Origin of the sequence: Gilliamella sp. wkB178 (assembly GCF_001690705.1) — a bacterium.
Taxonomy (GTDB): Bacteria; Pseudomonadota; Gammaproteobacteria; order Enterobacterales; family Orbaceae; genus Gilliamella; species Gilliamella apicola_K.
Map to the genome: position 1 here is coordinate 846,802 of NZ_LZGK01000013.1, position 25,178 is coordinate 871,979.

Sequence of the window (25,178 nt, forward strand, 5' to 3'; positions counted from 1 at the left end):
GTAAGATCATATAATAGCCACGTGTAAAATACTATATTAAAAATAGTTTATTTAATTGAATTGATAATTTGCTGTTGCGATTTTTTAGTTAACTTAGCGAATACCAGATTATAAGACTGTTTTAAAAGGTCAATAACCATAGCTTGATCTAAAGGATTAGGGGTATTAAGGATGATTGAGATCCAATGTATTTTATTGGCATAATAACCTTCGGTAATATTATCATACATTTCGATCATTAAACGGTTATTAGCTGGATCACCTTTTAAGGTAATGATATCTTGGTTATGGTTGTTTTTGCCGGCGTAGGCAAACATTTTATCTGCAATTAAAAATTGAAAAGCCCGCCATTCCGGTTTATAAACTATTTCAGCACCTTTTAGTTTTAACGCGGCATGTTCTATCCATTGATATTTTGCTAACATATTTATTCCCTTAAAATACCATTATCTTTAGATAAAAATATTATATATTAGCCATTGCATTTTGTAATTTTAATATTCAATTACAAGTTGGTATTTGGTCTTAACAAAGACCAAATATTATTATTTTGTGGCGGTGAAAACCGCACGTATTGGTGCAGGGTAACCTTCAATTGTTTTGGTTAGATCGTTTGGATCTAGAAAATCAGCTAAGGATTCTGACGTCATCCACTCGGTCTGACGTTGTTCATCTAAACTAGTTTGCGAAATATCAACCACTTTAACTTCAGAAAATCCACATTTATGTAGCCAGTTAATCATGGTCGGTACTGATGGAATGAAATAGACATTACGCATTTGTGCATAACGCTCCCCCGGCATTAACGCTTGATGTTCTTTACCATCAATAACTAATGTTTCTAATACTAATTGACCACCATTAACCAGTTGATCTTTTAATTGCAGTAAATGATCAAGTGGCGAGCGCCGATGGTATAACACTCCCATTGAAAACACAGTATCAAAGGCATTGAGCTTAGGTAATTCTTCGATGCCAAGAGGTAGCAAATGAGCTCGTTTATCATTACCAAGTAATTTACGGATAGCTTCAAATTGGCATAAGTAAAGTGCCATAGGATCAATACCCACAGCCAGTTTAGCGCCAGCGCCGATCATTCGCCAAAGATGGTAACCGCTGTTACAACCCACGTCTAAAACCATTTTACCTTCTAAACTTGCGATGTGATTAATTAACCGTTCCCATTTCCAATCAGAACGCCATTCAGTATCAATATGTACACCATATAAATGAAAAGGGCCTTTACGCCATGGCAACATATTTTTTAATAATTGGCTAATTCGCTGTTGTTCACCAGTAGACAGTGGTTGTACCATTGTTGCGGTAACACTGTGTAATAAATCCAGTTGATTGGGTGTAATTGCCGGTAAATGTTTAATGCTATTTAACCATTGATTAACACGACTATCTAAATTTTGTTTTTGCCAATTTGCTAGTTGGGCAGGTAATACTTCAAGCCAACTATTGAGTTTATTTTTTGCGATAATCTGATAAAAATCACCAAAATCAAACATGGGTTAATCCTTATTGTAGATATTAATTTACTATTTAATGGCAATGATGGAACCAAAATTAAAACATTGAAACCAAGTATCCATATGTTTAAAGCCAGCATTTGCTAAGCGTTGTTTATGGGTTTCGATGGTGTCAGTTAACATAACGTGTTCTAACATGTTACGTTTTTGGCTGATTTCAAGTTCGCTATAACCATTAGCGCGTTTAAAATCATGATGCATATTAAAGAGCAATTCATTGATGCTAGTATCACTAAAACTAAACTTTTCCGATAACACTAATATACCGTTAGGATTTAAGGCTTGATAAACATTTTTTAATACTTGCTGGCGATTTGCTGGCGTTAAAAATTGAAGCGTGAAATTGAGTACCACCATCGAGGCATTGTGCATTGGTATATTGCAGATATCTTCACAAATTACCTTAACCGGTGTTTTGGCTTTGTATGAGTCAATGTGCTTTTGACAGCGGTTAACCATGGGTAGGGAATTATCCACCGCAATGATCTGACAGTTATCTTGGGTAAGATTACGGCGAATCGATAATGTAGCGGCACCTAATGAACAACCTAAGTCATAAATCATGGAATTAGGTTGCACAAATCTTTCCGCCAACATACCAATCATCGAAATTATATTAGAATATCCAGGAACTGAACGTTGAACCATATCAGGAAAAACTTCGGCTACTTTTTCGTCAAAAGTCCAATCACCTAATTTATCAATAGGAGTCGAGAATAGTTGGTCTTTTTTAATATCCATAAAAGTTATTGGTACTAATAGAAAATAATTCTGCTATGATACCATTTTTTATAGTTAATTTATCGGATAATTATGAGTTTTATTGCTATTATTGCCATTATTGTTAGTCTTTTAATCACCATCTATTTAGGAAAACGCTGGCAATTTTGGTTCAATTTTGAATTAACAGGTTATTCCCAAATAGCTTATTGGGTAGTTATGATTGTGGCAGGATTATCTTTTATTCTGTCAAAAATTTTTAATGGTATTTCAACATATTGGCTACCACTAATTAGTAATGTGATTTTGGGGTTAATAATCTGTGCAATTTTTATCACATTAATCTTTGATGCAATTAGGTGGTTGAGTAAAGGGCGTTTTACAGTTAATTTACTCAATAAAATCATATATATTGTATGTGTAGTTGGCTTGTTTATTTTTGGCCATGAAATGGCAATTAATCCCAAAATTGTTGAATATCAAGTTAAAATTGACAAGCCAGCTAATGTTGACCATTTACGTTTGGTACAGTTAACGGATATCCATGTTAATGAATTAACCACCCATAAATCTATTCAACAAATGATTGATAAAGTTAATCAATTAAATGCCGATTTTATTGTGATTACTGGCGATACGCTAGATCAACGTTTAAAACCATTTACAGAGCTAGGCTTTGATAAACAATTTCAGCAACTGAAAGCCAAATACGGTACCTATATTGTTTTTGGTAATCATGAATATTTAGGCACTACTCAAGCTGATAATAGTGAACAAGATATTATTAAAACTTTTCAACAAGCTAAAATGAAAGTTTTAAAAGATGATATTGTGTATTTGGATGATGTTGGCATTACCTTAATTGGTCGTGATGATTTGTCATCTTCGCGTTATGATGTAACTCGAGCTTCACTAAGCGATCTGATTATGTTTGCCGATACTAGTACACCTATAATTTTGTTAGATCATCAACCTAAAGATCTTGATGAACCAGCTAACCTAGGTGTTGATTTAATGATTTCCGGGCACACCCATAGAGGACAAGTGTTTCCCATAAATTTAGTCGTAGCAGCAATGTATAAAAATTCTTATGGAATGTATCAAAATCCAGAACAACATTTTACCAGTATTGTCAGTAGTGGGTATGGACTATGGGGGCCACCGATTCGCCTGATGTCACGTTCAGAAATTGCTGTTATTGATATTACTTTTAATAACCAACAAAAATTAACAAATTCACCACAATAAGGAATCAGTTTTGTCTTTTCAGTTTATTACTAATAATGAACAACTAGCTGCTTATTGTTTGCAAATAGCAAACAGCCCAGCTATCGCTTTAGATACTGAGTTTGTGCGTACGCGAACATTTTATCCTCACTTAGGCTTACTCCAAGTATTTGATAGTCATATTGCAGCCTTAATTGATCCTTTAGCTATTACGGATTGGCAAGATTTTATTGCTATATTAAATAACCCTAAAATTGAAAAATATTTACATTCCTGTAGTGAAGATATCGAGGTTTTGCAGCACCAGTTTAATTGTATCCCCACACCAATTATTGATAGCCAAATTTTAGCTTCGTTTTTAGATAATCCATTAAGTAGTGGTTATGCCAGTTTGGTTAAAAAATATTTAAATGTAGATCTTGATAAGAGTGAAACCCGAACCGATTGGTTAAAACGCCCCTTAACGGATAAACAATATGAATACGCAATTAATGATGTGATATTTTTGTTGCCATTAATGGAAAAATTAAAAGCACAATTGATTACTAATCATTGGCTAGAGGCAGCTTACCAAGAATGCCAATTACTAACAGGGCGTAAAGCGATAATAACTAATCCTGAGGATGCATATTTAACCATCAAAAATAATTGGCAGTTAAAAGGTAAAAGTCTAGGAGCTTTAAAAAAGTTGGCTTATTGGCGTTATGACATAGCAAAAACTCAAGATATTGCATTAAATTTTGTAATTCACGAGGAAGTCTTATGGAAAATTGCCCGTTATTTTCCAACTTCATTAGCTGAATTAGAAAAATTAGGTATGAAGGGTAAAGAAATTCGCTTATATGGTCAAAAAGTTCTGGCTATATTAACCGAACCATTGCCAGCTGTTCCAGCTATTAAACGAGTTAATACTTATCCAAATTATAAACAAATAAGTGAGCAACTTAAGCAAGCTACTCAGACAATTGCGGTGCAAACAGGTCTTAATCCTGATCTGTTACTTTCACGTAAGTTAATTAATAACTATGTTAAATGGCAAGCTGAACATAAAGGTGAAGAACCCGAAATTATAAGCGGATGGCGCAGGCCATTATTCGAGAAATATGTGCTATGATTCTTTGGCTTTGATTGATTATAAGCACTAAATATAAAAATATTTAGTGCTAAGTTTTTTATTAATAGCTGTAACTCAATAGCGTATAACTAAACTGTAACTTATTTGGCTAGTTCACTTAACATTGATTCAACTATTAACGATGATTGCTTGGCGGCTAATTTTAAAAATGATTGAAAGTCGACCGCTGATTCATTATCACCATTATCTGAAATCGCTCTTACTACTACAAATGGTACTTTATACAACCAGCAGACATGACCTATTGCGGCTGCTTCCATTTCCACGGCTATAGCATTAGGAAAGGTTTGTTTGATATTAGCCAGTGTTTGTTTACCATTAATGAATGCATCACCACTACCAATAGACCCCTCAACTGCATTTACACCATGTTTTTCAATGCATAATTTAGCTAATGATTGATAATGTTGATCGGCGGCAAAAGTGACCGGACAGCCAGACATTTGCCCAGGCTGATAACCAAAAGCTGTTAAGTCAACATCATGATAAAACACATCTTTAGAAACAATAATATCACCTATATTCAGTGTAGCAGATAAGCCACCAGCAGAACCGGTATTAATAACAGCATCGACCTTATAATTATTTAATAACAAGGTGGTTCCTGACGCCGCAGCAACTTTACCAATTCCAGATTGCAGTAATACAATGTCGCAACCAGATATTTGCCCAAGATGAAAATCACAGCCTAAATAACGTTCAACCTGATAATTGGTAATTTTACTTTTTAATATAGCAACTTCTTCTTCCATTGCTGCAATAATTGCGATTTTCATTGAATCCTCATGCTGTTTAACTAACTTCAATTTAGATGTGCTATCATAATTGCTATACCTAAACTTGACAATATATGAATCTAACGGAGCTATACATTTGCGCACAATATTCATTACTGGCTGCTCAAGCGGAATAGGGCTTATTTCAGCAATAACCTTAAAAAAACGCGGTTATCGAGTTATAGCTTCTTGCCGCAAAAAGGCAGACCAACAAAAGCTGATAGAACAAGGTTTTGAAACGGTATTATTGGATGTCGATGACCCAGAGTCAGTTAAGCAAGCGGCTCAAGAAGTTTTAACTTTAACTCAGGGTAAAATATATGCATTATTTAATAATGCTGGGTTTGGTGTTTATGGGCGTTTAGCAACCATTAGTCGTGCACAGTTAGAATCTCAGTTTGCAACCAATTTTTTTGGTGTTCATCAATTAACCCAATTATTGCTTCCAGCCATGCTGGAACAAAATGAAGGGCGCATTATTCAGACCAGTTCTATTGTTGGTATTATTGCTACGCCTGGGCGCGGTGCTTATTCAGCTAGCAAATATGCTTTAGAAGCTTGGTCGGATGTTCTAAGATTAGAATTAGCTAAAACCAATATTAAAGTCTGCTTAATTGAACCGGGACCATTAAAGACCTATTTTTCTAATAATGTTAATCAGACAGAAAAACAGAATCTTGTCAAAAATCCACCTATCGCTAAACGTTTTACTTTACCACCAGAAGCGGTGTTACCAAATTTGATTCATGCACTAGAGCACCCATCACCGAAAATACGTTACAGGGTAACTAAAATAACTAAAATTGCCAACCTTGCTAAACGTTTGCTTCCGGATAGATTAATGGATAAAATTTTACAAAATAAATAACCAATCAAAATTTTCTAGGACATTATATGCAAAATCAATTTATTTTTGATGTTAATGAACAAAATATTAAAGAGATCATAGAAGGATCTGCTAAACAACCAGTATTATTTTATTTTTGGTCTGCAAGAAGTCCAAACCATGAGGCAATGACACAAACGCTAACTAAACTTGCCAATGAATACCATGGGCAATTTGTTTTGGCCAGTGTTAATTGTGATGAACAACAAATGCTTGCTGCGCAATTTGGATTAAGAGCAATCCCAACTGTTTATTTATTTCAAAATGGGCAACCGGTTGATGGTTTTCAAGGACCGCAACCAGAAGAAACGATTAAAGAATTTTTAACCAAAGTTTTACCTAATGAAGATGAACTCAAACTGGTTGAAGCACAAAAATTATTCGATGAAGCTAACTATGAACAAGCTTTACCCTTGTTAAGACATTGTTGGAAAACGTTGACTGACCATTTAGGTAAACCTAGATCAGATATTGGCTTAATGCTAGCGAAAACCCAGATAGAATTAAAACAACTGAGTGAAGCTAAAGACGTGTTAGCAACCATCCCGTTACAAGATCAAGATTCAACTTTTCATGGTTTACAGGCCGAAATCGAATTACTTGAGCAAGCAGCCAATTCACCAGAATTACAGCTATTACAAGCCGAGTTAGCAAAACAACCGGATAATATTGAATTAATGATCCAATTATCGTCACAACTTATGCAAGTAGGGCGACATGAAGAAGCACTTGAGCTATTATTTCAACCTTTAACTAAAGATCTTAATGCTGGTGATGGACAAGTGAAAAAAGCCTTACTTGATTTGTTAGCTGCATTGGGAACCAGTAATCCATTAGCCGCTAATTATCGCCGTAAACTGTATACTTTATTATACTAAATTGGTGCTTCTGTAGAATTGAATGATTCAACAATAAGTTATTACTGTTGAATCATTTTTATTAATGTTCAATGATTCTAGGAAAATCTTCATTACTGCGTAAGGTTAATACTTCAACACCATTATCAGTGACTAAAAGTGTATGTTCGTATTGTGCTGATAAGCCATGATCTTTAGTCTTCACTGTCCAACCATCTTTCATAGTGCGTGTACGCCAATCACCAGTATTAATCATTGGCTCAATCGTAAATGTCATGCCAGGTTTTAAAATGACTCCACCATCATCAGCATCATAATGAAGCACTTGCGGTTCATCGTGATACACATCACCAATACCATGACCACAATATTCACGCACGGATGAAAACCCAAATTTACTGACATAATTTTGGATAGTTTTACCAATTTCTTTTAAACGAATGCCGGGTTTAATAATTTTGATTGCTGCATACAGGCTTGCTTGTGTCACTTCACATAACTTTGCCCCGGTAATCGTTGGTTTGCCTGCAATATACATTTTGGAAGTATCGCCGTGATAACCATCTTTAATCACCGTTACATCAATATTTAAAATATCCCCATCTTTGAGTTTTTTTTCAAAGTTAGGAATACCATGGCAAACCACATCATTAATTGAGATACAGCTAGTATGTTGATAACCACTGTAGCCAATATTAGCCGGAATAGCTTTTTGCACATTAACAATATGGTCGTAACAGATTTTGTCCAACTCACCGGTGCTAATCCCTGGTTTGACATAGGGTTCGACTATTTCTAGTACTTCGGCTGCGAGTTTACCTGCAATACGCATTTTTTCAATTTCAGCGGCTGTTTTTAACTTAATAGACATTAGTTTGTTCCTGTAATGTTAATCGCAATATCCTATCATATACCGCTATTTCGTCAAATCATAGCAAGATATTAACTCTATTGATTGGGCTAGTTTGAATTAATTTTGTAAAGATGTTTCCTGAGAAGGGTACGTTTCAGTATAAAAATTAAAACTACTGCTTATTAAAACAGTTTAAGTATATAATATTTGATTATAAAAAGAGGCTTTATTACTATGCAATGTCGCTATTACCAGCAACAAAAATGTTTATCATGTCACTGGATTAATTATCCTTATCAGACACAACTTGAAAAAAAACAGCAACAATTATTACAGCAATTAGCTGATTTCAATCCTCAACAGATTGCCGCTCCTTTTGCTAGCGATGAATTAGCTTTTCGCAATAAGGCTAAAATGGCAGTACTTGGTACAGTTGAAAAACCAGTATTGGGTATACAAACCGGAAATGAAGCGGTGGATTTGTGTGATTGTCCGCTGTATTCAAATAGCATGCAAAATGTTCTTAAAATTGTGCGCACTTATATCCGTAAACAAGGGTTAGTTCCATACAATATTAATAAGCGCAAAGGTGAATTGAAGTTTATTATAGTTACCGAAAGTACTAACCAAGAGGCGAAGCAATTTATGCTGAGGTTGGTACTCAAATCTCATAAATTAGTCGATAAAATTCAAAACTCATTTAAACAATTGCAAGATAAAATCCATAATCTAACCGTCGTGTCGATTAATATTCAACCTAACCATGCAGCTATTTTAGAAGGTGATGAAGAGATCGTGCTAACAAACACGCCGTTCCTACCGATCTCGTTGAATCAGATTTCTCTTTATATAAAACCTAAAAGCTTTTTTCAAACCAATACTCGAGTTGCTGAAAATCTATATAAGACAGCAAGTAACTGGATCAAGAATTTTCCTATTCACGCTATTTGGGATCTATTTTGTGGTGTAGGTGGCTTTGGTTTACATTGTGTTCACAACTTATCTAAACGTAGTGTTGAATTAACAGGTATAGAGATTAGTTCGGATGCAATTGCATGTGCAACTAAATCTGCCGATAAACTTGGTTTTAAGCATTTATCATTTAAATCCTTAGATGCCACACAATATGCTATTGCTCAGCAAGCTATTCCTGATTTAGTGTTACTTAATCCACCCAGACGCGGAGCAGGAACAGCTTTAATGCAATATTTGGAACAAGTGCAACCCAATTATATTTTATATTCAAGTTGTAATTTACACACATTAGTTGATGATTTAAAAATGCTACCAAACTATCAACTCACCAAAGTTCAGCTATTTGATATGTTTCCACATACAGCTCATATGGAAGTGTTAGTGTTATTAACAAAAAAACAACCTAACTGATAACCCATATCTGTATACTAAGCGTGATTTAGCATTTTAATCTTCAGTTTTACCTAATTTATTAACTCATTACCTAGCTAACAGTATATAAAATTGCCATAGTTAGTATTAAAATATGTTAATATAAAACAATACAAAAACTCTATGTAGGAAACGTAATATTATGATTCCTGATGTTGCAAAAGCTCTCACTTGGTTAGAAAAGCACTATACTATTTTACAAGGGATTCAACGAGGTATTGAACGTGAAACTTTGCGTATCTTACCCGATGGTTCATTGTCGAAAACGCCTTTCCCTCAAAAAATAGGTGCCGCTTTAACACATCCTTGGATCACCACTGATTTTGCAGAATCACTATTAGAATTTATTACCCCGGTAAATACTAATATAGATTATATGTTAACTTTTTTACGTGACCTGCATCGTTATGCCAATACTAATATTGGTGATGAAATGATGTGGCCATTGAGTATGCCTTGTTTTGTTGCTGATGAAGATGACATCATCTTAGCCCAATATGGCACTTCAAATGAAGGGCGTTTTAAGACCGTCTATCGTGAAGGACTTAAGAATCGTTATGGCGCTATGATGCAAACAATTTCTGGCGTGCATTATAATTTTTCATTACCAATGGCATTTTGGCAAGCTAGGGATGGCGTTAAAAATACAGAAGAAGGTAAGGCAGTTATTTCGGAAGGTTACTTTACCTTAATCCGCAATTATTATCGATTTGGTTGGGTTATTCCTTATCTGTTTGGTGCTTCACCATCGATGTGTTCTTCATTTATTCAAGATCCTAAAAAAGCTAAGGCTTTTATCGAGCAAACTAATGGTAATTGCTATTTACCTTATGCTACATCATTAAGACTAAGTGATATTGGGTATACTAATAATGCTCAAAAACAATTAGGTATTACTTTTAATCATTTAGATTCTTATGTCGCCGGGCTAAAACGTGCCACACACACTAAATCGCCAGAATTTAGTCGCTTAGGCATCAAAGTGGATGGCCAGTATCGCCAATTAAATGATAACGTTTTACAAATCGAAAACGAATTTTATGCACCAATTCGTCCTAAACGAGTACCAAGAACAGGCGAGTCACCTTCAGATGCACTATTACGTGGGGGCATTGAATATATAGAAGTTCGATCTTTAGATGTCAATCCTTTTTCGCCAGTTGGTATTACTGAAGAACAAATTCGTTTTATTGATTTATTTTTGATTTGGTGTGCTTTGGCTCCAGCTCCGGAAATGAGCAGTGATGAACTTGAGTGTGCTAAACGCAACTGGAATCGAGTCGTTATGGAAGGGCGCAAACCTGGGCTGGAAATAGGTTTTGGCTGTGGCAGTTATCATGAACCGTTAGCTAAAGTAGGGCATGATTTATTTAAAGATTTGTTACGTGTAGCCGATGTTTTAGATCATCAAAATGATAAACAAAATTATCGTAAAGTTTGCAAGCGACTGGATTTGATGTTTGATCAACCAGAATTAACTTTATCTGCCAGAACATTGCAATCTATTAGTGATTTAGGTACGGCTAAATTTGGTTTGGCACTGGCTAATCAATATAAAAAACAACTTATGTCTGAACCTTTAGAATTATTAACTGATGGCGATTTCATTCAACAACGTAATTTATCTCTTGAAAAGCAAACAAAGAAAGAGGAAAGTGACACTATGTCATTTGATCAATATCTACAGCAACAGAATGAACGCTAATAATGTTTAAACAACGAGACTATACATTACGTTATAAGGCTAATAGTGATGTTGAGCTAATATTGCCTAATCATCATATAATTGTTAATAATTATCTGATTAACGATGACTCATTTACTGTGCTGGTTTGGAATATATTTAAGCAAAAACGAGCAGATTGCATGCATATCTTGGATAAGTATGCTCAGCAAGCTAAATTAATCTTACTACAAGAAGCACAAACAACACCGTTATTACTTAATTTTATTTCACAACATAATAAAATTGCAGATCACGTACCGGCTTATTCGTTCAATGATATTTATGCAGGAGTGATGACCATTGCCGATTCCTTGCCATCAACACTGTTATCATTTAAAGAAAGAGAACCTTTAATTCGGGTACCTAAATCGGCATTAATTAGCATTTATCCGATCAAAAATTCCACTAAACAATTATTAGTAGCGAATATTCATGCGGTTAATTTTAGTATAGGGGTTAAAATTTATCGTCAACAAATGTATATGTTATTGACTCGCATCAAAGAACATAATGGCCCGGTGATATTAGCAGGGGATTTTAATGCTTGGAGTCGGCAACGATTAAGTTTATTGTATCATTTAGTACGTACTATCGGATTAAAGCCTGTTAATTTTGCTATTGATATGCGTAAGACTTTTATGGGCAGGCCGTTGGATTTTGTATTTTATAGAGGATTACAATTAAATGCCGCGCAAATAATTAGCACCTTGGCATCTGATCATAATCCTCTACTTGTTAATTTTAGATTGGATTTGCATTCACAAGATTAATTGTTAATACATCACCTTCTTTAATTCTAGGCGTTTTCATTTTATTCCATTCTAATATATCAGTAATTTTTACTCGATAATTTTGGGCAATGGAATACAGATTATCACCAGCTTTAACTAAATAAGTTATTTGTTTTTTACTACCATTTTTGTCCAGAATCGAACTCATACTACTGTTGCTAATTTTGCTATATTCAATTGTAGTCGATTTCACTTCAAATGGCATATTTGTATGCGGAACATCTTGTAATAACTCGGTAATTTCATTAGTAACCAGATTTTCAGCTTGCAGTTTTTGGAATAAATTTTCTGCATAAACATAAGGTACTAACAAATGGAATGGGCCATTTACTGTTTGCTGAGTATAACCGGCATTGAACGACATTAAGTCATTAATTGGCATGCCAGTATATTGGGCAATTTTAGCTAATGATACATTTTTAGAAATATCAATTCTAACCAGTGAATTTTCATAATTACAATCCGGCAATTTGATACCATATTTCTTGTTGTTCTTAACAATATCAATAATGGCTAAAATCTTCGGTACATAATGCATGGTTTCACTTGGTAAATCTAATGACCAATAGTTAACCGGTAATCCTTTAGCTTGATTTTTTTCTATAGCGCGTCTTATTCGCCCTTCGCCAGCATTATAAGCAGCTAAAGTTAATAGCCAATCACCATTAAAACGGTTGTTTAAGTTTTGTAACAGCGACATGGCAGATGTTGTGGATGCAATCAGATCACGGCGACCATCAAATGAAATACTCTTTTTTAAACCATACTCTTTAGCAGTAACAGGTACAAATTGCCATAACCCAGCAGCTTGCGCCGGTGAAGTAGCCAGCGGATCGTAGGCACTTTCTATTAATGGAATTAAGGCTAATTCAACAGGTAGATTATTTTTTCTAAGTTGGCTAATAATGTAATAAACATAAGGTTCAGAACGTAACGCTATGGATTCGAATCCTTGTGGATTGCGTAATAAACGTTCTCTTTCAGCTTTAACACGACTATTTTCTGGTACGCTAACATTAATCTGATTTAGCATATACTGCCAAGGGTTTTGTGTAATAGAAGCGTAATTAACACTGCCACTTTTAATACTACTATTAACTATTGATTTTGAGTTATGCGCTTTATAGACACTATTATATCGGGATCCGTGATTTTGACATGCACTTAAAAACAAACATAACACTGTGAATATTAATAACTTTTTCATTAGTTCATAAAAATTGATAAGAATTTAAGTGGTGTATTATACCTAAAAAATATCTTTTTGGCTTCTAAAAAAAGTAAACAAATCTAATTCATTGTTAAAATTGAATTTATTTTGCAGTTTTTTATTATCACAACGTAAAAATAGATTAATCTGTAGCTCTTTTGCTAAAATTGAAGGTAAGGTTATTGTTTTATTAGCAATTAAATTTAAATATTCAGATATTTTTATATCTTCAGGCAGCATGGTTTGTGCAAATTTAAGGTTGCCTTTGGTGTATTCATGACCAGCACATACTAAGGTATTACCAGATAGTTGTTTAAATTTATTGAGTGAGTTTAACATTTGTTGCGGTGTGCCTTCAAAAATGCGACCACAACCTGCGGAAAACAAAGTATCGCCACAAAATAGATAAGGATCACAATAATAGACTAGATGACCTAAAGTATGACCAGGAACCTGCATTATATTGAATTGAAAATCAGCAATGAAGAGGTGATGTTGACTATTACTAATATATTGAATTGGTAAAGGGATTTCACTTGGCCCAAAAACGCTTATATCTGGATAGATTTGTTGCAATTCTAACACACCACCTATGTGATCCATATGATGATGAGTAAGTAAAATGGCAATAGGGGTGATTTGATATTGCTTAATATAATTTATTACCGGTTTAGCTTCCCCTGGATCTACAATAATAGCTTGTTGAGCAGAATTTTCTAGGAGCCATATATAATTGTCTTGTAATGCCGGAATTACATGTAATTTGTGCATAATATTACTCATCATTGGTTACATATTTAGCAGCACAGTAATGTTAACTTTGCTGTTTAAGTTTAGTAAGTAATCGACCTAGTTATTATAGTAATTTATTATCTGCTTGTTCAAAAACAGTATCTACTAATGTTGGGGATTGAGCTTGCTCTTTGGCTAGAAGATCACAACGTTCATTTTCTATATGACCTGCATGGCCTTTAACCCATATCCAATTAATATTATGAGATTGTACTAGTTGGTCTAACTTGATCCATAAATCTACGTTTTTTACTGGTTGTCGAGTAGCTGTTTTCCAGCCATTTCTTTTCCAACCATGGATCCAATTGGAAATGCCATTACGCAAATATTGACTATCTGAATATAAATTAATTTGGCAAGGTTGTTTTAGTTGTTCTAACGCAACGATAGCTGCTAGCAATTCCATGCGGTTATTGGTGGTTTTATAAAAGCCTTGCGCTAATACTTTTTCCGTTTGTTTGAATTTTAAAATAGCCGCGTAACCACCTGGACCAGGATTACCGAGACAAGATCCATCGGTGTATATTTCAATTTTTTTTTGCATGTCTTAATTATCTTTTAATTTAATTGAGTCAAATCATAATTTGAGGATAATAATTAATAATATTGAGGTATCAACATAATATTATTTTGATGGTAGACTATAACATATCATTAAGTAGTTTTCCCCAATTGTTAATAAAAAGTGAATCAAGTGATAAATAATCCAGCACGTCAAATAGTATTAGATACCGAAACCACAGGTATGAATCAGGAAGGTAGTAATCATTATCTAGGACATAAGATTATTGAAATCGGCGCAGTAGAAGTGATTAACCGTCGTTTGACTGGTAACCACTTCCATGTTTACATCAATCCTGAACGACCAATCGACGAAGAGGCTTTTAGAGTACATGGCATAAGTGATGAATTTGTTAAAGATAAACCGATATTTAAAAATATTGCTCATGATTTTATAAAATTCATTGATGGTGCTGAATTAATTATCCATAACGCCCCATTTGATGTCGGTTTTATGGACTATGAGTTTCAACTTTGTGGATTAGATTTCAAAACAGCAAATCATTGCCTAGTTACCGATACATTAGCCATGGCACGGCGTTTATTCCCTGGTAAACGTAATAATTTAGATGTTTTGTGTGAACGCTATCAAATTGATAATTCCCACCGAACATTGCACGGCGCTTTATTGGATGCTGAAATTTTAGCTGAAGTTTATTTAGCTATGACGGGTGGGCAGACAACATTATCATTTAATGCTGACGAAAATAATTTGAATAATGGCGAGAATAATGAAATTCAAAGGATCCAACGCTCCGCAATCCCATTAAAAGTTATCAAAGCCACCGAATATGAACTTTCAGAACATGAAGCTGTGCTGCAAAAAATCGATAAAAAAAGTGGTGGGGCATTGTGGCACTCATCTTAATGACGATTTTCTACGCAATTAAGCATGATTATTAAAAATTTTATTGACGAAAATGAAAATAATCTTTAACATCACGCCTACCTTTAAGGTGCTTACTTTAAAGTTATCCATAAAAGCGGAGCGGTAGTTCAGTTGGTTAGAATACCTGCCTGTCACGCAGGGGGTCGCGGGTTCGAGCCCCGTCCGTTCCGCCAATTCTGATTAAATTTCTTTTTTTATCATTCCAATTGTTATAGCATTGTCAGCTAATTTTATGTGGCTTCTAGTGTAATAAGAGTATTAGAGTAATGTTTAAAAAGTGGTTATTTATTATATTAGGTGCTTTAAGCTTTGCTCTTGGGACTGTTGGTATATTTGTACCAATTTTACCTACTGTACCTTTTTATTTATTAACTGCTTATTTTTGGTTAAATAGTTCAAATCGTCTTTATCAATATTTCACTCATACTCGCTATTATCAAGTTTATATTCAACAAATGATTTTGGAGAAGAAGGCCACTAAATCAGGATTAGTGAAAATGTTGATAATGGTATTTATTGTTTTATTGATTCCATTTATTATTTTCGATTCATTACATGTGCGCATTATTTTAGTTAGCGTTTTTCTGGCGCATCTTATTTTTGGTTATCTTTACTTTCGTAAACACTAATCTCTATTACTTGACTTACGAATTAATAAAAAAATACAGGGGTGCCCCCTGTATCATCTTATTAACAAAAATAGCCGTAACTTAGAGTAATGTTATTTTAAAGGTTTTTCTTGATTTCAATAGCAAGTAGTGGATTCCACATGGCTGCTGTGGCACTCATAACTGCATCGGCACCAGTTTTTAAAAACTGCCGATAATGATCTACATTGCTTACACCGCCAACACCAATAATCGCAAACTCTAATTGCATTTGTTGACGATATTTAGCTAAGCGCCCAACCATATCTAAACCAGCCCATCTAATGGCATCACCACAGACACCACCTTCTGGTCTATTTTCTCCTAGTGCCGGATGACCTTTGGCATCAACAGGTTTTGCTGAAAGCGTGTTAATAGTACTTAAACCATCAATAATTGAACCGACGCGAGTAAGTAAAGAGATAATTTTTTCATCTTCAGGGAAGTATGCTAGTTTTAATATCAGTGGTCTGTCGGGTACTGCAGTTTTAACTTCATTAACAATGCGTTCAACCCGATCAACATCAAAACAAAGAAGTTTACTTGCACCTTCGTTGGGGCAACTTAAATTTGCTTCTAAAATTGGAGCATTAGTTTCTCTAACCAATTTTGCTGCTAATGCATAATCCTTTTCAATTTCACCATTACCTTTTGTGCCTTGGAAGCTACCAATAACACATTGCCCTTTACCTGCGGCTTTTACTGCTTTTTCCATATCCGGTTGCCATATGTCAGGAGAAAAAGATGGCACGCCAAAAGAGTTAGTTATCGACAATGGTTGGCTATAATTAGTATCAGCTAATACTGTATCTAGATTACAAGACAGTTTCCCTTGAGGATGCACCGATAAAACATTGGGTAATGGGTGGCATTTTTGCGGTTTTGTTCTTACCGTTTTATAAACACATAAATCAAATCCATAAGCAAAAGCTGCTCTAATATAGTTAGCATTTAATAATGGACCAGCGGGCATACCAAAGGGTAAATTAACTTCTCTATTTAAGAATTTACTTGGTTTAGTTTGTACTTGTTCTACTTTATCTAATTGTGCAAAAAGTCCAAATGGTCCTTGGTTGTAATTATCTTCATAACTAATACTCGGATTATAAAATGGCAACAACGGTTTCATACTTTCTCCTGTTTATGAACGGTATTGGAAAGATATTTTTCAAAAATAAGAAGTGAAAACAAAGTAAATAGTTTTTAAAATAAAAAATCCTCCATAAAGGAGGATCGAAGTGTTCGAATAAAAGAGAAATAGATTGTTTTTTCAATTTTATTTTTAATATTTGTTTTTGAATCATAACAAATTTCTCGTTTTATGACATTGAAAGGCATTCTAGCTTAATAAAAATAAAGTTCAAGCCCAATTAACTAAAAAATATGTAACTAAATGAAATAGTTATAATGTTATTTTTTAGATTTCTAGTCTCAAATTTCAGTTCAATAAAAGCTATTTAATCAAAATAACAATCATTAAACATCATATTGCAGTACATTATTGTGTAATATATTAATAAATATATAAAAAATTCTGTCGAAAAAATGATACTTTAAGTTGTTAATTGGTTTAAGTTAAGTAGAGGATGGTTAAGAGTAATGTTATCATTGCGCATAACTTATGTAGGCAAAAAGAATGATTAGGTGTTTAAATGAAAGATAGCAAAATTTTTAGACCATTAAAGTTACCCAATGGAATAGAATTAAAAAATCGACTCATGATGGCACCAATGACAACTTGTTCAGGATCTCATGATGGTTCAGTTACTCAAGATTTAATTGAATATTATCGAGCAAGGGCAGGTGAAATAGGTACTATTATTGTTGAATGTGGTTTTGTAGATGATAAAGGTTTAGCCTTTCCTGGAGCTATTGGGCTAGATAGTGATGCTAAAATTGAGGGTTTGGCTAAAGTAGCTCAAGCAATTAAAGAAAAAGGTTCCAAAGCCGTAATTCAAGTTTACCATGGTGGTCGAATGGTTGAACCTAAATTAATTAGAGACCAATCTCCAATGGGTCCTAGCGCAATAGCCGCTCCACGTCCTAATGCCCCGACACCAATTGAATTAACGACAGCAGAAGTTGATGAAATGCTTGATAAATTTGGTCAAGCGGTTCGACGAGCTATTCAAGCTGGTTTTGATGGGATTGAGATCCATGGCGCCAATACCTATTTAATTCAACAATTTTATTCTCCAAATTCTAATCAAAGAACAGATAAGTGGGGAGGTGGTCGTGATAATCGAGCGCTATTTCCATTAGCGGTATTAGATATTACCCATAAGATGGTTAAACAATATGCTAACCAAGGTTTTATTGTTGGTTATCGTTTCTCACCTGAGGAGTTAGAAGTTCCTGGTATTCGATTTGATGATTCAATTTATTTACTCGAAAAATTAGCGAAAAAGGGGCTTGATTATGTACATTTTTCAATGGGAGCAACTCTTAGATCATCAATTGTTGATACCCAAGATCCCACTCCTTTGATAAATAAATATATAACCATGCGTTCTAATAATTTGGCGAAAATTCCGGTTGTTGGAGTAGGAAATGTTGTCAATCAAAGTGATATAGATGCAGCTATTGATAATGGTTATGATTTAGTTGCTGTAGGGCGAGCATGCATTGCTTATCCTGATTGGATTAATCGTATTAAAAAAGGAGAGCAACTTGAACTGGTGATCAATAGTGACAAACGTGATCAATTAAAAATCCCTGTACCTTTATGGCATTTTCCCTTAGTTGAAAGTCTAATTCGTGATATTAATCTTAATGTTAAAAAATTTAAACCAGGAAATTATCAAGAACAAGTTAATGATGAATCTTATGAATTTTTGATTAATGTTGAATTAGGTAAAGATTTCATCAAAGATATACAATTAGAAAATGCTAAAGAATTTAATCATGAAGTTTTAGATAATTTTTCAGTAATTAAACAAAGAATTCTTGATGCAAATAGTCCTCATGTAGATGCTGTTTCTGGCGCCACCACTCAATGCGAAGCCTTCAAGAAAGCTGTAACCAAAGCTATGTCACAATCTAATCATGAAGCGATTCTTGCTGAAGGTGGTGATCCTAATGATATATCTTACGATATTGTAGTTGTGGGGAGTGGTGGTGCAGGCCTTTCAGCGGCCATTCGATCCCATGACTCAGGCGCTAATGTGGTTGTCGTTGAAAAAATGTCAATAATTGGTGGAAATACTAATAAAGCTTCTGCTGGTATGAATGCGGCGGAAACAAAATTCCAAAAGCAGCAAGGAATTAAAGATAGTAAGGAATTATTTTATAAAGAAACCCTGATTGGTGGCAAAAGTAAAAATAATCCGGAACTTTTGCGCTATTTTGTTGAACATGCTCCCGAGGCCATAGATTGGTTAGATGATAATGGTATTGCACTAAGTGATCTTACTACAACGGGGGGCATGAGTGTTGATCGCACTCATCGTCCAACCAGTCGAGCGGCGGTAGGTGGTTTTTTAATTAGTGGATTAGTTAAAAATATCAATAAACGTGGTATTGAAGTTATGCTTGATACCAATGTAATCGAAATTGTCACGGAAAATCATGAAGTTGTTGGCGTTAAAGTTTCACAAGAAGATGGTTCATCTACTATTATAAAAGCTAAAGCAGTTATTATTGCCACGGGTGGTTTTAGTGCTAATAAAGTTATGGTGGAAAAATATCGACCAGATCTTAAAGGATTTGTAACGACTAACCATAAAGGGGCAACAGGTTCTGGCATTATGCTTTTAGAAAAATTAGGTGCAGGTACTGTTGATATGAGTGAAATCCAAATTCACCCTACAGTTGAACAAACATCTTCATATTTAATTTCAGAATCAATTCGAGGCGGTGGTGCCATTTTAATTGCGCAAAATGGTAATCGTTTTGTCAATGAATTGGACACTCGCGATGAAGTCTCAGCCGAAATCATCAAATTACCTGAACACTATGCTTATATTGTATTCGATCAGCAAATTCGAGATGAAAATAAAGCCATTGAGGAATATATATCACACGATTTAGTTATTCAAGCAAGCACAATTGCCGAATTAGCAAAAAAATTAGCTGTTGATTGTGAAACATTGACTAAAACCATAGAACGTTATAATCGATTTGTTGCCAATAAACAGGATGAAGATTTTGGTCGCACTACTGGTCTGCGGCACGCTATCAGTAAAAGTCATTTCTATGCAATTAAAGTTGCCCCGGGTATACACCATACTATGGGAGGAATAACTATTAATGCTCAAACTCAAGTATTAGATACTCATAAGCATGTTATTCAAGGTGTATTTGCTGCTGGTGAAGTTGTTGGCGGGGTACATGGTGGTAATAGAATAGGTGGGAATGCAGTCGCAGATATCATTATTTTTGGTATTCAAGCAGGTCAGCAAGCTAGTGATTATATTACTCGTAAATAATTAAATTAATTGAGCGTATGTAAAATGGTTAAAGCTAACTATGAATATAGCCAAAATTTGTTGGGAACAATAGTTTCATTAACAATCTATGAAGCTAATGAAACTGCTGTTAAAGCTGTATTTGCAACCCTTAAAATACTTGAAGATAAATTGACTGTAAATCGACCGCTGTCTGAAGTTATGTCCATAAATATGGCCGCAGGTAAACATGCTGTTGAGGTTAGTCGTCCAGTTTTTGATTTAATTGCACAAGCCTTACAAATCAGTCTACAACCTAATTGCTACTTTAATTGTGCTATTGGTGCTTTAGTAAAGCTGTGGCAAATTGGTTTTAAGGGGCAACAAGTTCCGACTGATGAACAAATTAAACAACACTTACTACTAACTAATCCAAGAGATATTGAACTTAATACTGATAACCATTCTATTTTTTTGAAACGTAAAGGGATGCAAATTGATTTAGGTGCAATTGCTAAGGGGTATATAGCTGATGTTATCAAAGAGGTTTTAGTCAAACATAATATACATCAAGCAATGATTAATTTAGGGGGAAATGTTTTAACTATTGGGGATTCACCTTTAAGTGATGATAAAAATTGGCATGTAGGTTTGAAAAAACCATTTTCACGTAATCAAGAACTTGTAGGAATTATTAATGTTAATAATAGGTCAGTAGTGACATCAGGTATTTATGAGCGTTTTTTTTATCAACATAATCATTTATATCATCATATTTTAAATCCATTCACTGGATACCCATTAGATAATGAATTAGAAAGTGTCACAATTATTTCAAAATCGTCCTTAGAAGGTGATATTTATTCAACTATTTTGTATGGATTAGGTGTAAGCAAAGGGTGCGAATTTTTACAACGCCATAGCAATCTAGCGGCAATTTTTTTATTAAAAAATAAAACCATTGTTTTAGCCAATACCGATAACTTTTATTTTCAGTTGCTGGATAAACAATATCAAGTCAAACAGTACTAATTATATCTATTTAACACCAAATACCGCATATTAATTCAATGAATTAACGAGGAAAATATTATAAATATAGTCACAAACAACCAGCTAAAATTGGAGGACTTTATTTAATAAAGAGTAGTTTGTCAAAACTTAATAAGTTTCAATTGTTAATTGCCAATTATTAACTGCTGCCCAATATTTTTGCTCTTGTTCTAAATCCAGTAAAATTAACTTATTATGTTTAACAAAATTGTTACTTATTGCTAAAGTTAATTTAGTAGATTTTTGGTTAGTTATTTTTAGTTGAAAAGCACTTATATCGAGATCAGAATTGCGCTGGTTATTAATCAATACTGATAACCGAAGAATCTGTAGTAAGACAATAATTTGCCTATACTCAAATAAGCTAAAATAAGGCAATTCATCAATCTTTATTGATTTTCTATGAAAACGAACCAATGTGGATAAAAGTAATTGCTGTTCTTCATTAAACCCAGGTAAATTACTATTTTTTAAAATATAACTTGAATGTTTATGAATTGATGAGAAATTAATCTTTAAACCAACTTCATGTAACTGTGCCGCCCAATATAATATTGATTCAAGATTAGGAGTAATGGTAATAGAACTTTGATGTTGCCATTGAGAAAAAAAATATTTCGCAGTTTTGACTACTTGGTTAGCATGCCGTTCATCAATATTATAATGCTGAGATAATGACTCGGCAGTATTTTGCCTGATATCTCGATAATTTGGCCCATCAATAAGTTCATATAAAACACCTTCTCTTAATGCGCTTGGGCTATATTGTAATGCTTGTAAACCTAACACTTTAAAAACACCACTAAATATAGCAAGTCCACTAACAAAAACATGTTTTCTTTCGGTAGATAAAGAAGGATAGTCTATATCATGAAAAGATTTAAACTCTAATACATAACTAATTAGATCATCTAATCGTTTAGGTGTAATTATGCCATCACTTACACCAAGATCTAACAAGATATTATGGATGCTTTTTACTGTTCCTGAAGTACCAAAAGCGACAGTAATACCTTGTTGCTTTATGATATTAATCATACTTTCGATCTGTTGTTCAGCGGCTAATTTAGCTTTTTGAAATGCAACTTTATTAATTAGTTGTTGTGGAAAAAATTGCTTAGTATATGTTACACAACCCATAGGCCTACTACCCACAATTAATGGTTTCAAATCGTTACCTTTACCAATAGCAATTTCAGTTGACCCGCCACCAATATCCATTACAAATTTAGTATCTGATGATGAGGTTGGTTCCGCAGTCATTGTTCCTAAATAGATTAACCGAGCTTCTTCTTGACCTGAAATAACCTCAACAGGATAGGGGAGTATTTTCGCTGCAGCAGCTAAAAATAGGTGGCGATTTTTAGCAATACGTAAGGCATGAGTAGCCACGATTCTGACATTTTCAGCAGGAAAACCATTTAGTCGTTCAGCAAATAATGCCAAACATTCAATTCCTCGTTTAATACTGGACTCGCTTAATTCATTATTGGCATTTAATCCCGTAGCTAAATGAATATTTTGTTTATTTTTATAAATGATTTGGGTTGCACCATCTATGCTGCGGGCAATCACCATATGGAAACTATTTGAACCCAGATCAATTACTGCATATTCATTAAATCTATTCACGATTGAATATCCTTATTTAGTGTTTCCTGTTGTTTTAAATAATCATAAATGGCCCGTTGAGCTCTTATTTTTTTCTTATTTCCTCTTTGTACATAGTTATTCATATTGTCTTTATCAATAATGCGAGCTTTAACATTGTCGTTACATTGAATGTTAAAAATATCATGAATAGTAGCTTTTATGATTGGATCAAAAATCTTTACACCAACTTCTATTCGATTATCTAAATTACGTGGCATCCAATCAGCAGAAGAAATATAAGTATCTTTTTGACCATTATTTTCAAAAATATATACACGTGCATGTTCTAAAAATTGATCTACAATACTTGTTACAAAAATGTTTTCACTCAGATTAGGTACTTGAGGAACTAATATACAAGTACCACGTACTACCATTCGTATTTTTACCCCAGCGCATGAAGCTCTATACAATTGATTTATCATGTCTTTATCGGTAATAGCATTAAGTTTTAAATAAATCGCAGCAAATTTTCCTGAGTTAGCATTATTAATTTCACGTTCAATAAAGTTATGAAACTGTAAGCGAGTATTTTGGGGAGATACTAATAAATGATTAAAAGATACTGGTTTAAATGGGTTTTCAATAAAGTTAAATACTTTTATTACTTCATCAGTAATTGCTGGGTCAGCAGTTAATAATGAAAAGTCAGTATAAATTCTTGCCGTTTTTTCATTAAAATTACCAGAACCAATATGCGCATAACGGACTATTTTGTCATTTTCTTTACGATCAATTAAAAACAGTTTTGCATGAATCTTAAGTTTAGGTTGGGAATAAATTACTTTAATACCACTGCTAATTAATCTTTTAGCCCATTTTATATTGGCTTCTTCATCAAAACGAGCTTGTAATTCAACCACTACCGTCACTTTTTTACCATTATTAGCCGCGTTAATTGCCGCATGAATGAAACGCGAATCTTTTGCTACTCGATAGATATTCATTCGTATATGGGTGACAGCTGGATCGAAAGATGCTTGGCGCATAATTTCCAGAACATGACCAAACGAATAGTAAGGATAATATAATAAAACATCTCGATCTTTGATAGCCGCAAAGGCATTTCGGAATTGCTTAAAGCGATTATAAGCTAGGCTAGGTAATCGTTTATTTAATAGATTCTTAACACCTAAATCTGGAAAATTGGCTAAATCTTTAAAATTAGGGTAGCGCCCTCCAGGCATTGCATCTTGTTCTGTTAATCTTAATTTACTAATTAAAAGTTCAAACAAAGCCTTAGGCATATCTTTTTGATAAGTAAAGCGCACTGGTTGTGCAGTTAAACGCTGTTTTAAACCTTGTGACATTAGTTCAAGTAGACTATCTAATTCAGTATTTAATTCATATTCTGCATCACGATTAATATTGATTGAATAAGCATTTAATTCTTTAGCATCAAAAAAAACTTTAAAAATATCTGACAAACAATAACGTAAGATATTATCTAGAAAAATGATAGATTTGTTTTTAGTGGATACTTCAGAAGGCAATAATACAAATCGTGGAACATGATCAGTTGGTAGTTCTAGTAGAGCATAACTAATGCTATCTTCACAAATAATTTCCACTGCCAAATAGGCATGATCATCTTTTAAAAATTGAATAAGTTCTGTATGGCTATCAAGAAGAATAGGAGTAATATATTGACGCAAGTTTTGTTTATAATAATTCTTGATCCAATTTTCCTGGTATGAAGAAAGTTGTCTTTCATTAATCAAGAAAATCTGATTTCTGGCCATTTCAAGTAATAATTCATTATAAAGTTGATCAAATTGTAATTCTAATTGAATAACTTTTTGGGTGACTTGGCGCAATAAATGTTTAGCATTTGATGACGACGAATGAGTTTGTTCTTGTTCAATCAAGACATATTTTTTTAAGTTAGCAAATTGTACTTTATAAAATTCGTCAAGATTACTGGAATATATACCTAAAAAGCGAATCCGTTCAATAAGCGGATTACTATTGTCTGCAGCTTCTTGTAACACTCGTTGATTAAAGGCTAACCAACTGAGTTCTTTAGGTAAGTATATTATTTCGTCAACCATTTTTATTTCTTATAAACTATAATC

General features: G+C 33.8%; 22 protein-coding genes and 1 tRNA gene. 12 read left to right on the forward strand and 11 right to left on the reverse strand.

Features of this window, described 5'->3' with window-relative positions:
* Positions 1-47: 47 nt before the first annotated feature.
* The 3 genes from A9G13_RS08010 to cmoA all read right to left on the reverse strand — a co-directional run bounded on the left by A9G13_RS08010 (position 48) and on the right by cmoA (position 2,276).
* Entirely contained in the window at positions 48-425 is a 378-nt protein-coding gene (locus A9G13_RS08010) for an MmcQ/YjbR family DNA-binding protein (RefSeq protein WP_065557047.1), read from the reverse strand.
* A 120-nt stretch (positions 426-545) separates the two neighbouring features.
* Positions 546-1,514 (reverse strand): tRNA 5-methoxyuridine(34)/uridine 5-oxyacetic acid(34) synthase CmoB, encoded by a 969-nt coding sequence (gene cmoB / locus A9G13_RS08015; RefSeq protein ID WP_065557048.1) that lies wholly within the window; start codon positions 1,512-1,514, stop codon positions 546-548.
* Between the two features lie 30 nt (positions 1,515-1,544).
* Positions 1,545-2,276 carry a carboxy-S-adenosyl-L-methionine synthase CmoA gene (cmoA, locus tag A9G13_RS08020; RefSeq protein WP_065557049.1) on the reverse strand — a complete coding sequence of 244 codons (732 nt, stop codon included), beginning with the start codon at positions 2,274-2,276 and terminating at the stop codon, positions 1,545-1,547.
* A 72-nt stretch (positions 2,277-2,348) separates the two neighbouring features.
* Between cmoA and A9G13_RS08025 the strand changes: the two genes are divergently transcribed.
* Both A9G13_RS08025 and rnd read left to right on the forward strand, forming a co-directional pair.
* Positions 2,349-3,503: a metallophosphoesterase gene (locus tag A9G13_RS08025; RefSeq protein WP_065557050.1), complete on the forward strand. Its 1,155-nt coding sequence runs from the start codon at positions 2,349-2,351 to the stop codon at positions 3,501-3,503.
* A 10-nt stretch (positions 3,504-3,513) separates the two neighbouring features.
* Complete coding sequence (rnd, locus tag A9G13_RS08030) at positions 3,514-4,596, forward strand: ribonuclease D (protein ID WP_065557051.1); 1,083 nt, start codon at positions 3,514-3,516, stop codon at positions 4,594-4,596.
* Between the two features lie 101 nt (positions 4,597-4,697).
* Here the strand turns inward: rnd and mtnN are convergent, their stop codons facing one another.
* Positions 4,698-5,393 carry a 5'-methylthioadenosine/S-adenosylhomocysteine nucleosidase gene (mtnN, locus tag A9G13_RS08035; protein WP_065557052.1) on the reverse strand — a complete coding sequence of 232 codons (696 nt, stop codon included), beginning with the start codon at positions 5,391-5,393 and terminating at the stop codon, positions 4,698-4,700.
* Between the two features lie 97 nt (positions 5,394-5,490).
* On the opposite strand from mtnN, the gene A9G13_RS08040 reads away from it, so the two are divergent.
* Both A9G13_RS08040 and A9G13_RS08045 read left to right on the forward strand, forming a co-directional pair.
* Positions 5,491-6,261: an SDR family oxidoreductase gene (locus A9G13_RS08040; RefSeq protein ID WP_065557053.1), complete on the forward strand. Its 771-nt coding sequence runs from the start codon at positions 5,491-5,493 to the stop codon at positions 6,259-6,261.
* A 26-nt stretch (positions 6,262-6,287) separates the two neighbouring features.
* The gene (locus A9G13_RS08045; protein ID WP_065557054.1) at positions 6,288-7,157 is read left to right on the forward strand and encodes a co-chaperone YbbN; all 870 of its coding nucleotides are present in this window, start codon (positions 6,288-6,290) and stop codon (positions 7,155-7,157) included.
* A gap of 61 nt (positions 7,158-7,218) precedes the next feature.
* On the opposite strand, the gene map is transcribed toward A9G13_RS08045, so the two are convergent.
* Entirely contained in the window at positions 7,219-8,007 is a 789-nt protein-coding gene (map, locus tag A9G13_RS08050) for a type I methionyl aminopeptidase (protein WP_065557055.1), read from the reverse strand.
* 216 nt (positions 8,008-8,223) lie between these two features.
* Between map and rlmC the strand changes: the two genes are divergently transcribed.
* The 3 genes from rlmC (at position 8,224) to A9G13_RS08065 (ending at position 11,892) form a co-directional block, all read left to right on the forward strand.
* Positions 8,224-9,375, forward strand: coding sequence for a 23S rRNA (uracil(747)-C(5))-methyltransferase RlmC (gene rlmC, locus A9G13_RS08055; protein ID WP_065557056.1), 1,152 nt, complete (start codon positions 8,224-8,226; stop codon positions 9,373-9,375).
* A 163-nt stretch (positions 9,376-9,538) separates the two neighbouring features.
* On the forward strand, positions 9,539-11,101 hold the full coding sequence (gshA, locus tag A9G13_RS08060) for a glutamate--cysteine ligase (RefSeq protein WP_065557057.1): 1,563 nt from the start codon (positions 9,539-9,541) through the stop codon (positions 11,099-11,101).
* A 2-nt stretch (positions 11,102-11,103) separates the two neighbouring features.
* Positions 11,104-11,892, forward strand: a complete 789-nt coding sequence (locus A9G13_RS08065) for an endonuclease/exonuclease/phosphatase family protein (RefSeq protein WP_065557058.1) — start codon at positions 11,104-11,106, stop codon at positions 11,890-11,892.
* On the opposite strand, the gene A9G13_RS08070 is transcribed toward A9G13_RS08065, so the two are convergent.
* The 3 genes from A9G13_RS08070 to rnhA form a co-directional block, all read right to left on the reverse strand.
* Entirely contained in the window at positions 11,864-12,946 is a 1,083-nt protein-coding gene (locus A9G13_RS08070) for a transglycosylase SLT domain-containing protein (RefSeq protein ID WP_065557059.1), read from the reverse strand. The genes A9G13_RS08065 and A9G13_RS08070 overlap by 29 nt on opposite strands.
* Positions 12,947-13,162: 216 nt before the next feature.
* Positions 13,163-13,894, reverse strand: coding sequence for a hydroxyacylglutathione hydrolase (gene gloB, locus A9G13_RS08075; protein WP_065557060.1), 732 nt, complete (start codon positions 13,892-13,894; stop codon positions 13,163-13,165).
* Positions 13,895-13,979: 85 nt separating this feature from the next.
* On the reverse strand, positions 13,980-14,459 hold the full coding sequence (rnhA, locus tag A9G13_RS08080) for a ribonuclease HI (RefSeq protein ID WP_065557061.1): 480 nt from the start codon (positions 14,457-14,459) through the stop codon (positions 13,980-13,982).
* A gap of 150 nt (positions 14,460-14,609) precedes the next feature.
* Between rnhA and dnaQ the strand changes: the two genes are divergently transcribed.
* The 3 genes from dnaQ to A9G13_RS08095 all read left to right on the forward strand — a co-directional run bounded on the left by dnaQ (position 14,610) and on the right by A9G13_RS08095 (position 15,994).
* Entirely contained in the window at positions 14,610-15,344 is a 735-nt protein-coding gene (dnaQ, locus tag A9G13_RS08085) for a DNA polymerase III subunit epsilon (protein ID WP_141670893.1), read from the forward strand.
* 117 nt (positions 15,345-15,461) lie between these two features.
* Positions 15,462-15,538: transfer RNA gene (locus A9G13_RS08090), tRNA-Asp, on the forward strand.
* Positions 15,539-15,631: 93 nt separating this feature from the next.
* Positions 15,632-15,994: a YbaN family protein gene (locus A9G13_RS08095; protein WP_065557062.1), complete on the forward strand. Its 363-nt coding sequence runs from the start codon at positions 15,632-15,634 to the stop codon at positions 15,992-15,994.
* Between the two features lie 97 nt (positions 15,995-16,091).
* On the opposite strand, the gene A9G13_RS08100 is transcribed toward A9G13_RS08095, so the two are convergent.
* Complete coding sequence (locus A9G13_RS08100) at positions 16,092-17,141, reverse strand: dihydroorotate oxidase (protein WP_065557063.1); 1,050 nt, start codon at positions 17,139-17,141, stop codon at positions 16,092-16,094.
* A 523-nt stretch (positions 17,142-17,664) separates the two neighbouring features.
* Between A9G13_RS08100 and A9G13_RS08105 the strand changes: the two genes are divergently transcribed.
* Both A9G13_RS08105 and A9G13_RS08110 read left to right on the forward strand, forming a co-directional pair.
* Positions 17,665-20,439, forward strand: coding sequence for a flavocytochrome c (locus tag A9G13_RS08105; RefSeq protein ID WP_065557064.1), 2,775 nt, complete (start codon positions 17,665-17,667; stop codon positions 20,437-20,439).
* 24 nt (positions 20,440-20,463) lie between these two features.
* A complete protein-coding gene (locus A9G13_RS08110) occupies positions 20,464-21,429 on the forward strand; it encodes an FAD:protein FMN transferase (RefSeq protein ID WP_065557065.1) in 966 nt (321 codons plus the stop codon).
* A gap of 129 nt (positions 21,430-21,558) precedes the next feature.
* Here A9G13_RS08110 and A9G13_RS08115 read toward each other — a convergent pair whose 3' ends face one another.
* Together A9G13_RS08115 and ppk1 are read right to left on the reverse strand one after the other, a co-directional pair.
* Positions 21,559-23,082, reverse strand: a complete 1,524-nt coding sequence (locus A9G13_RS08115; protein WP_218059201.1) for a Ppx/GppA phosphatase family protein — start codon at positions 23,080-23,082, stop codon at positions 21,559-21,561.
* Positions 23,079-25,154, reverse strand: coding sequence for a polyphosphate kinase 1 (ppk1, locus tag A9G13_RS08120; RefSeq protein ID WP_065557067.1), 2,076 nt, complete (start codon positions 25,152-25,154; stop codon positions 23,079-23,081). Before ppk1 ends, A9G13_RS08115 begins: the two co-directional genes overlap by 4 nt.
* Positions 25,155-25,178: the final 24 nt, after the last annotated feature.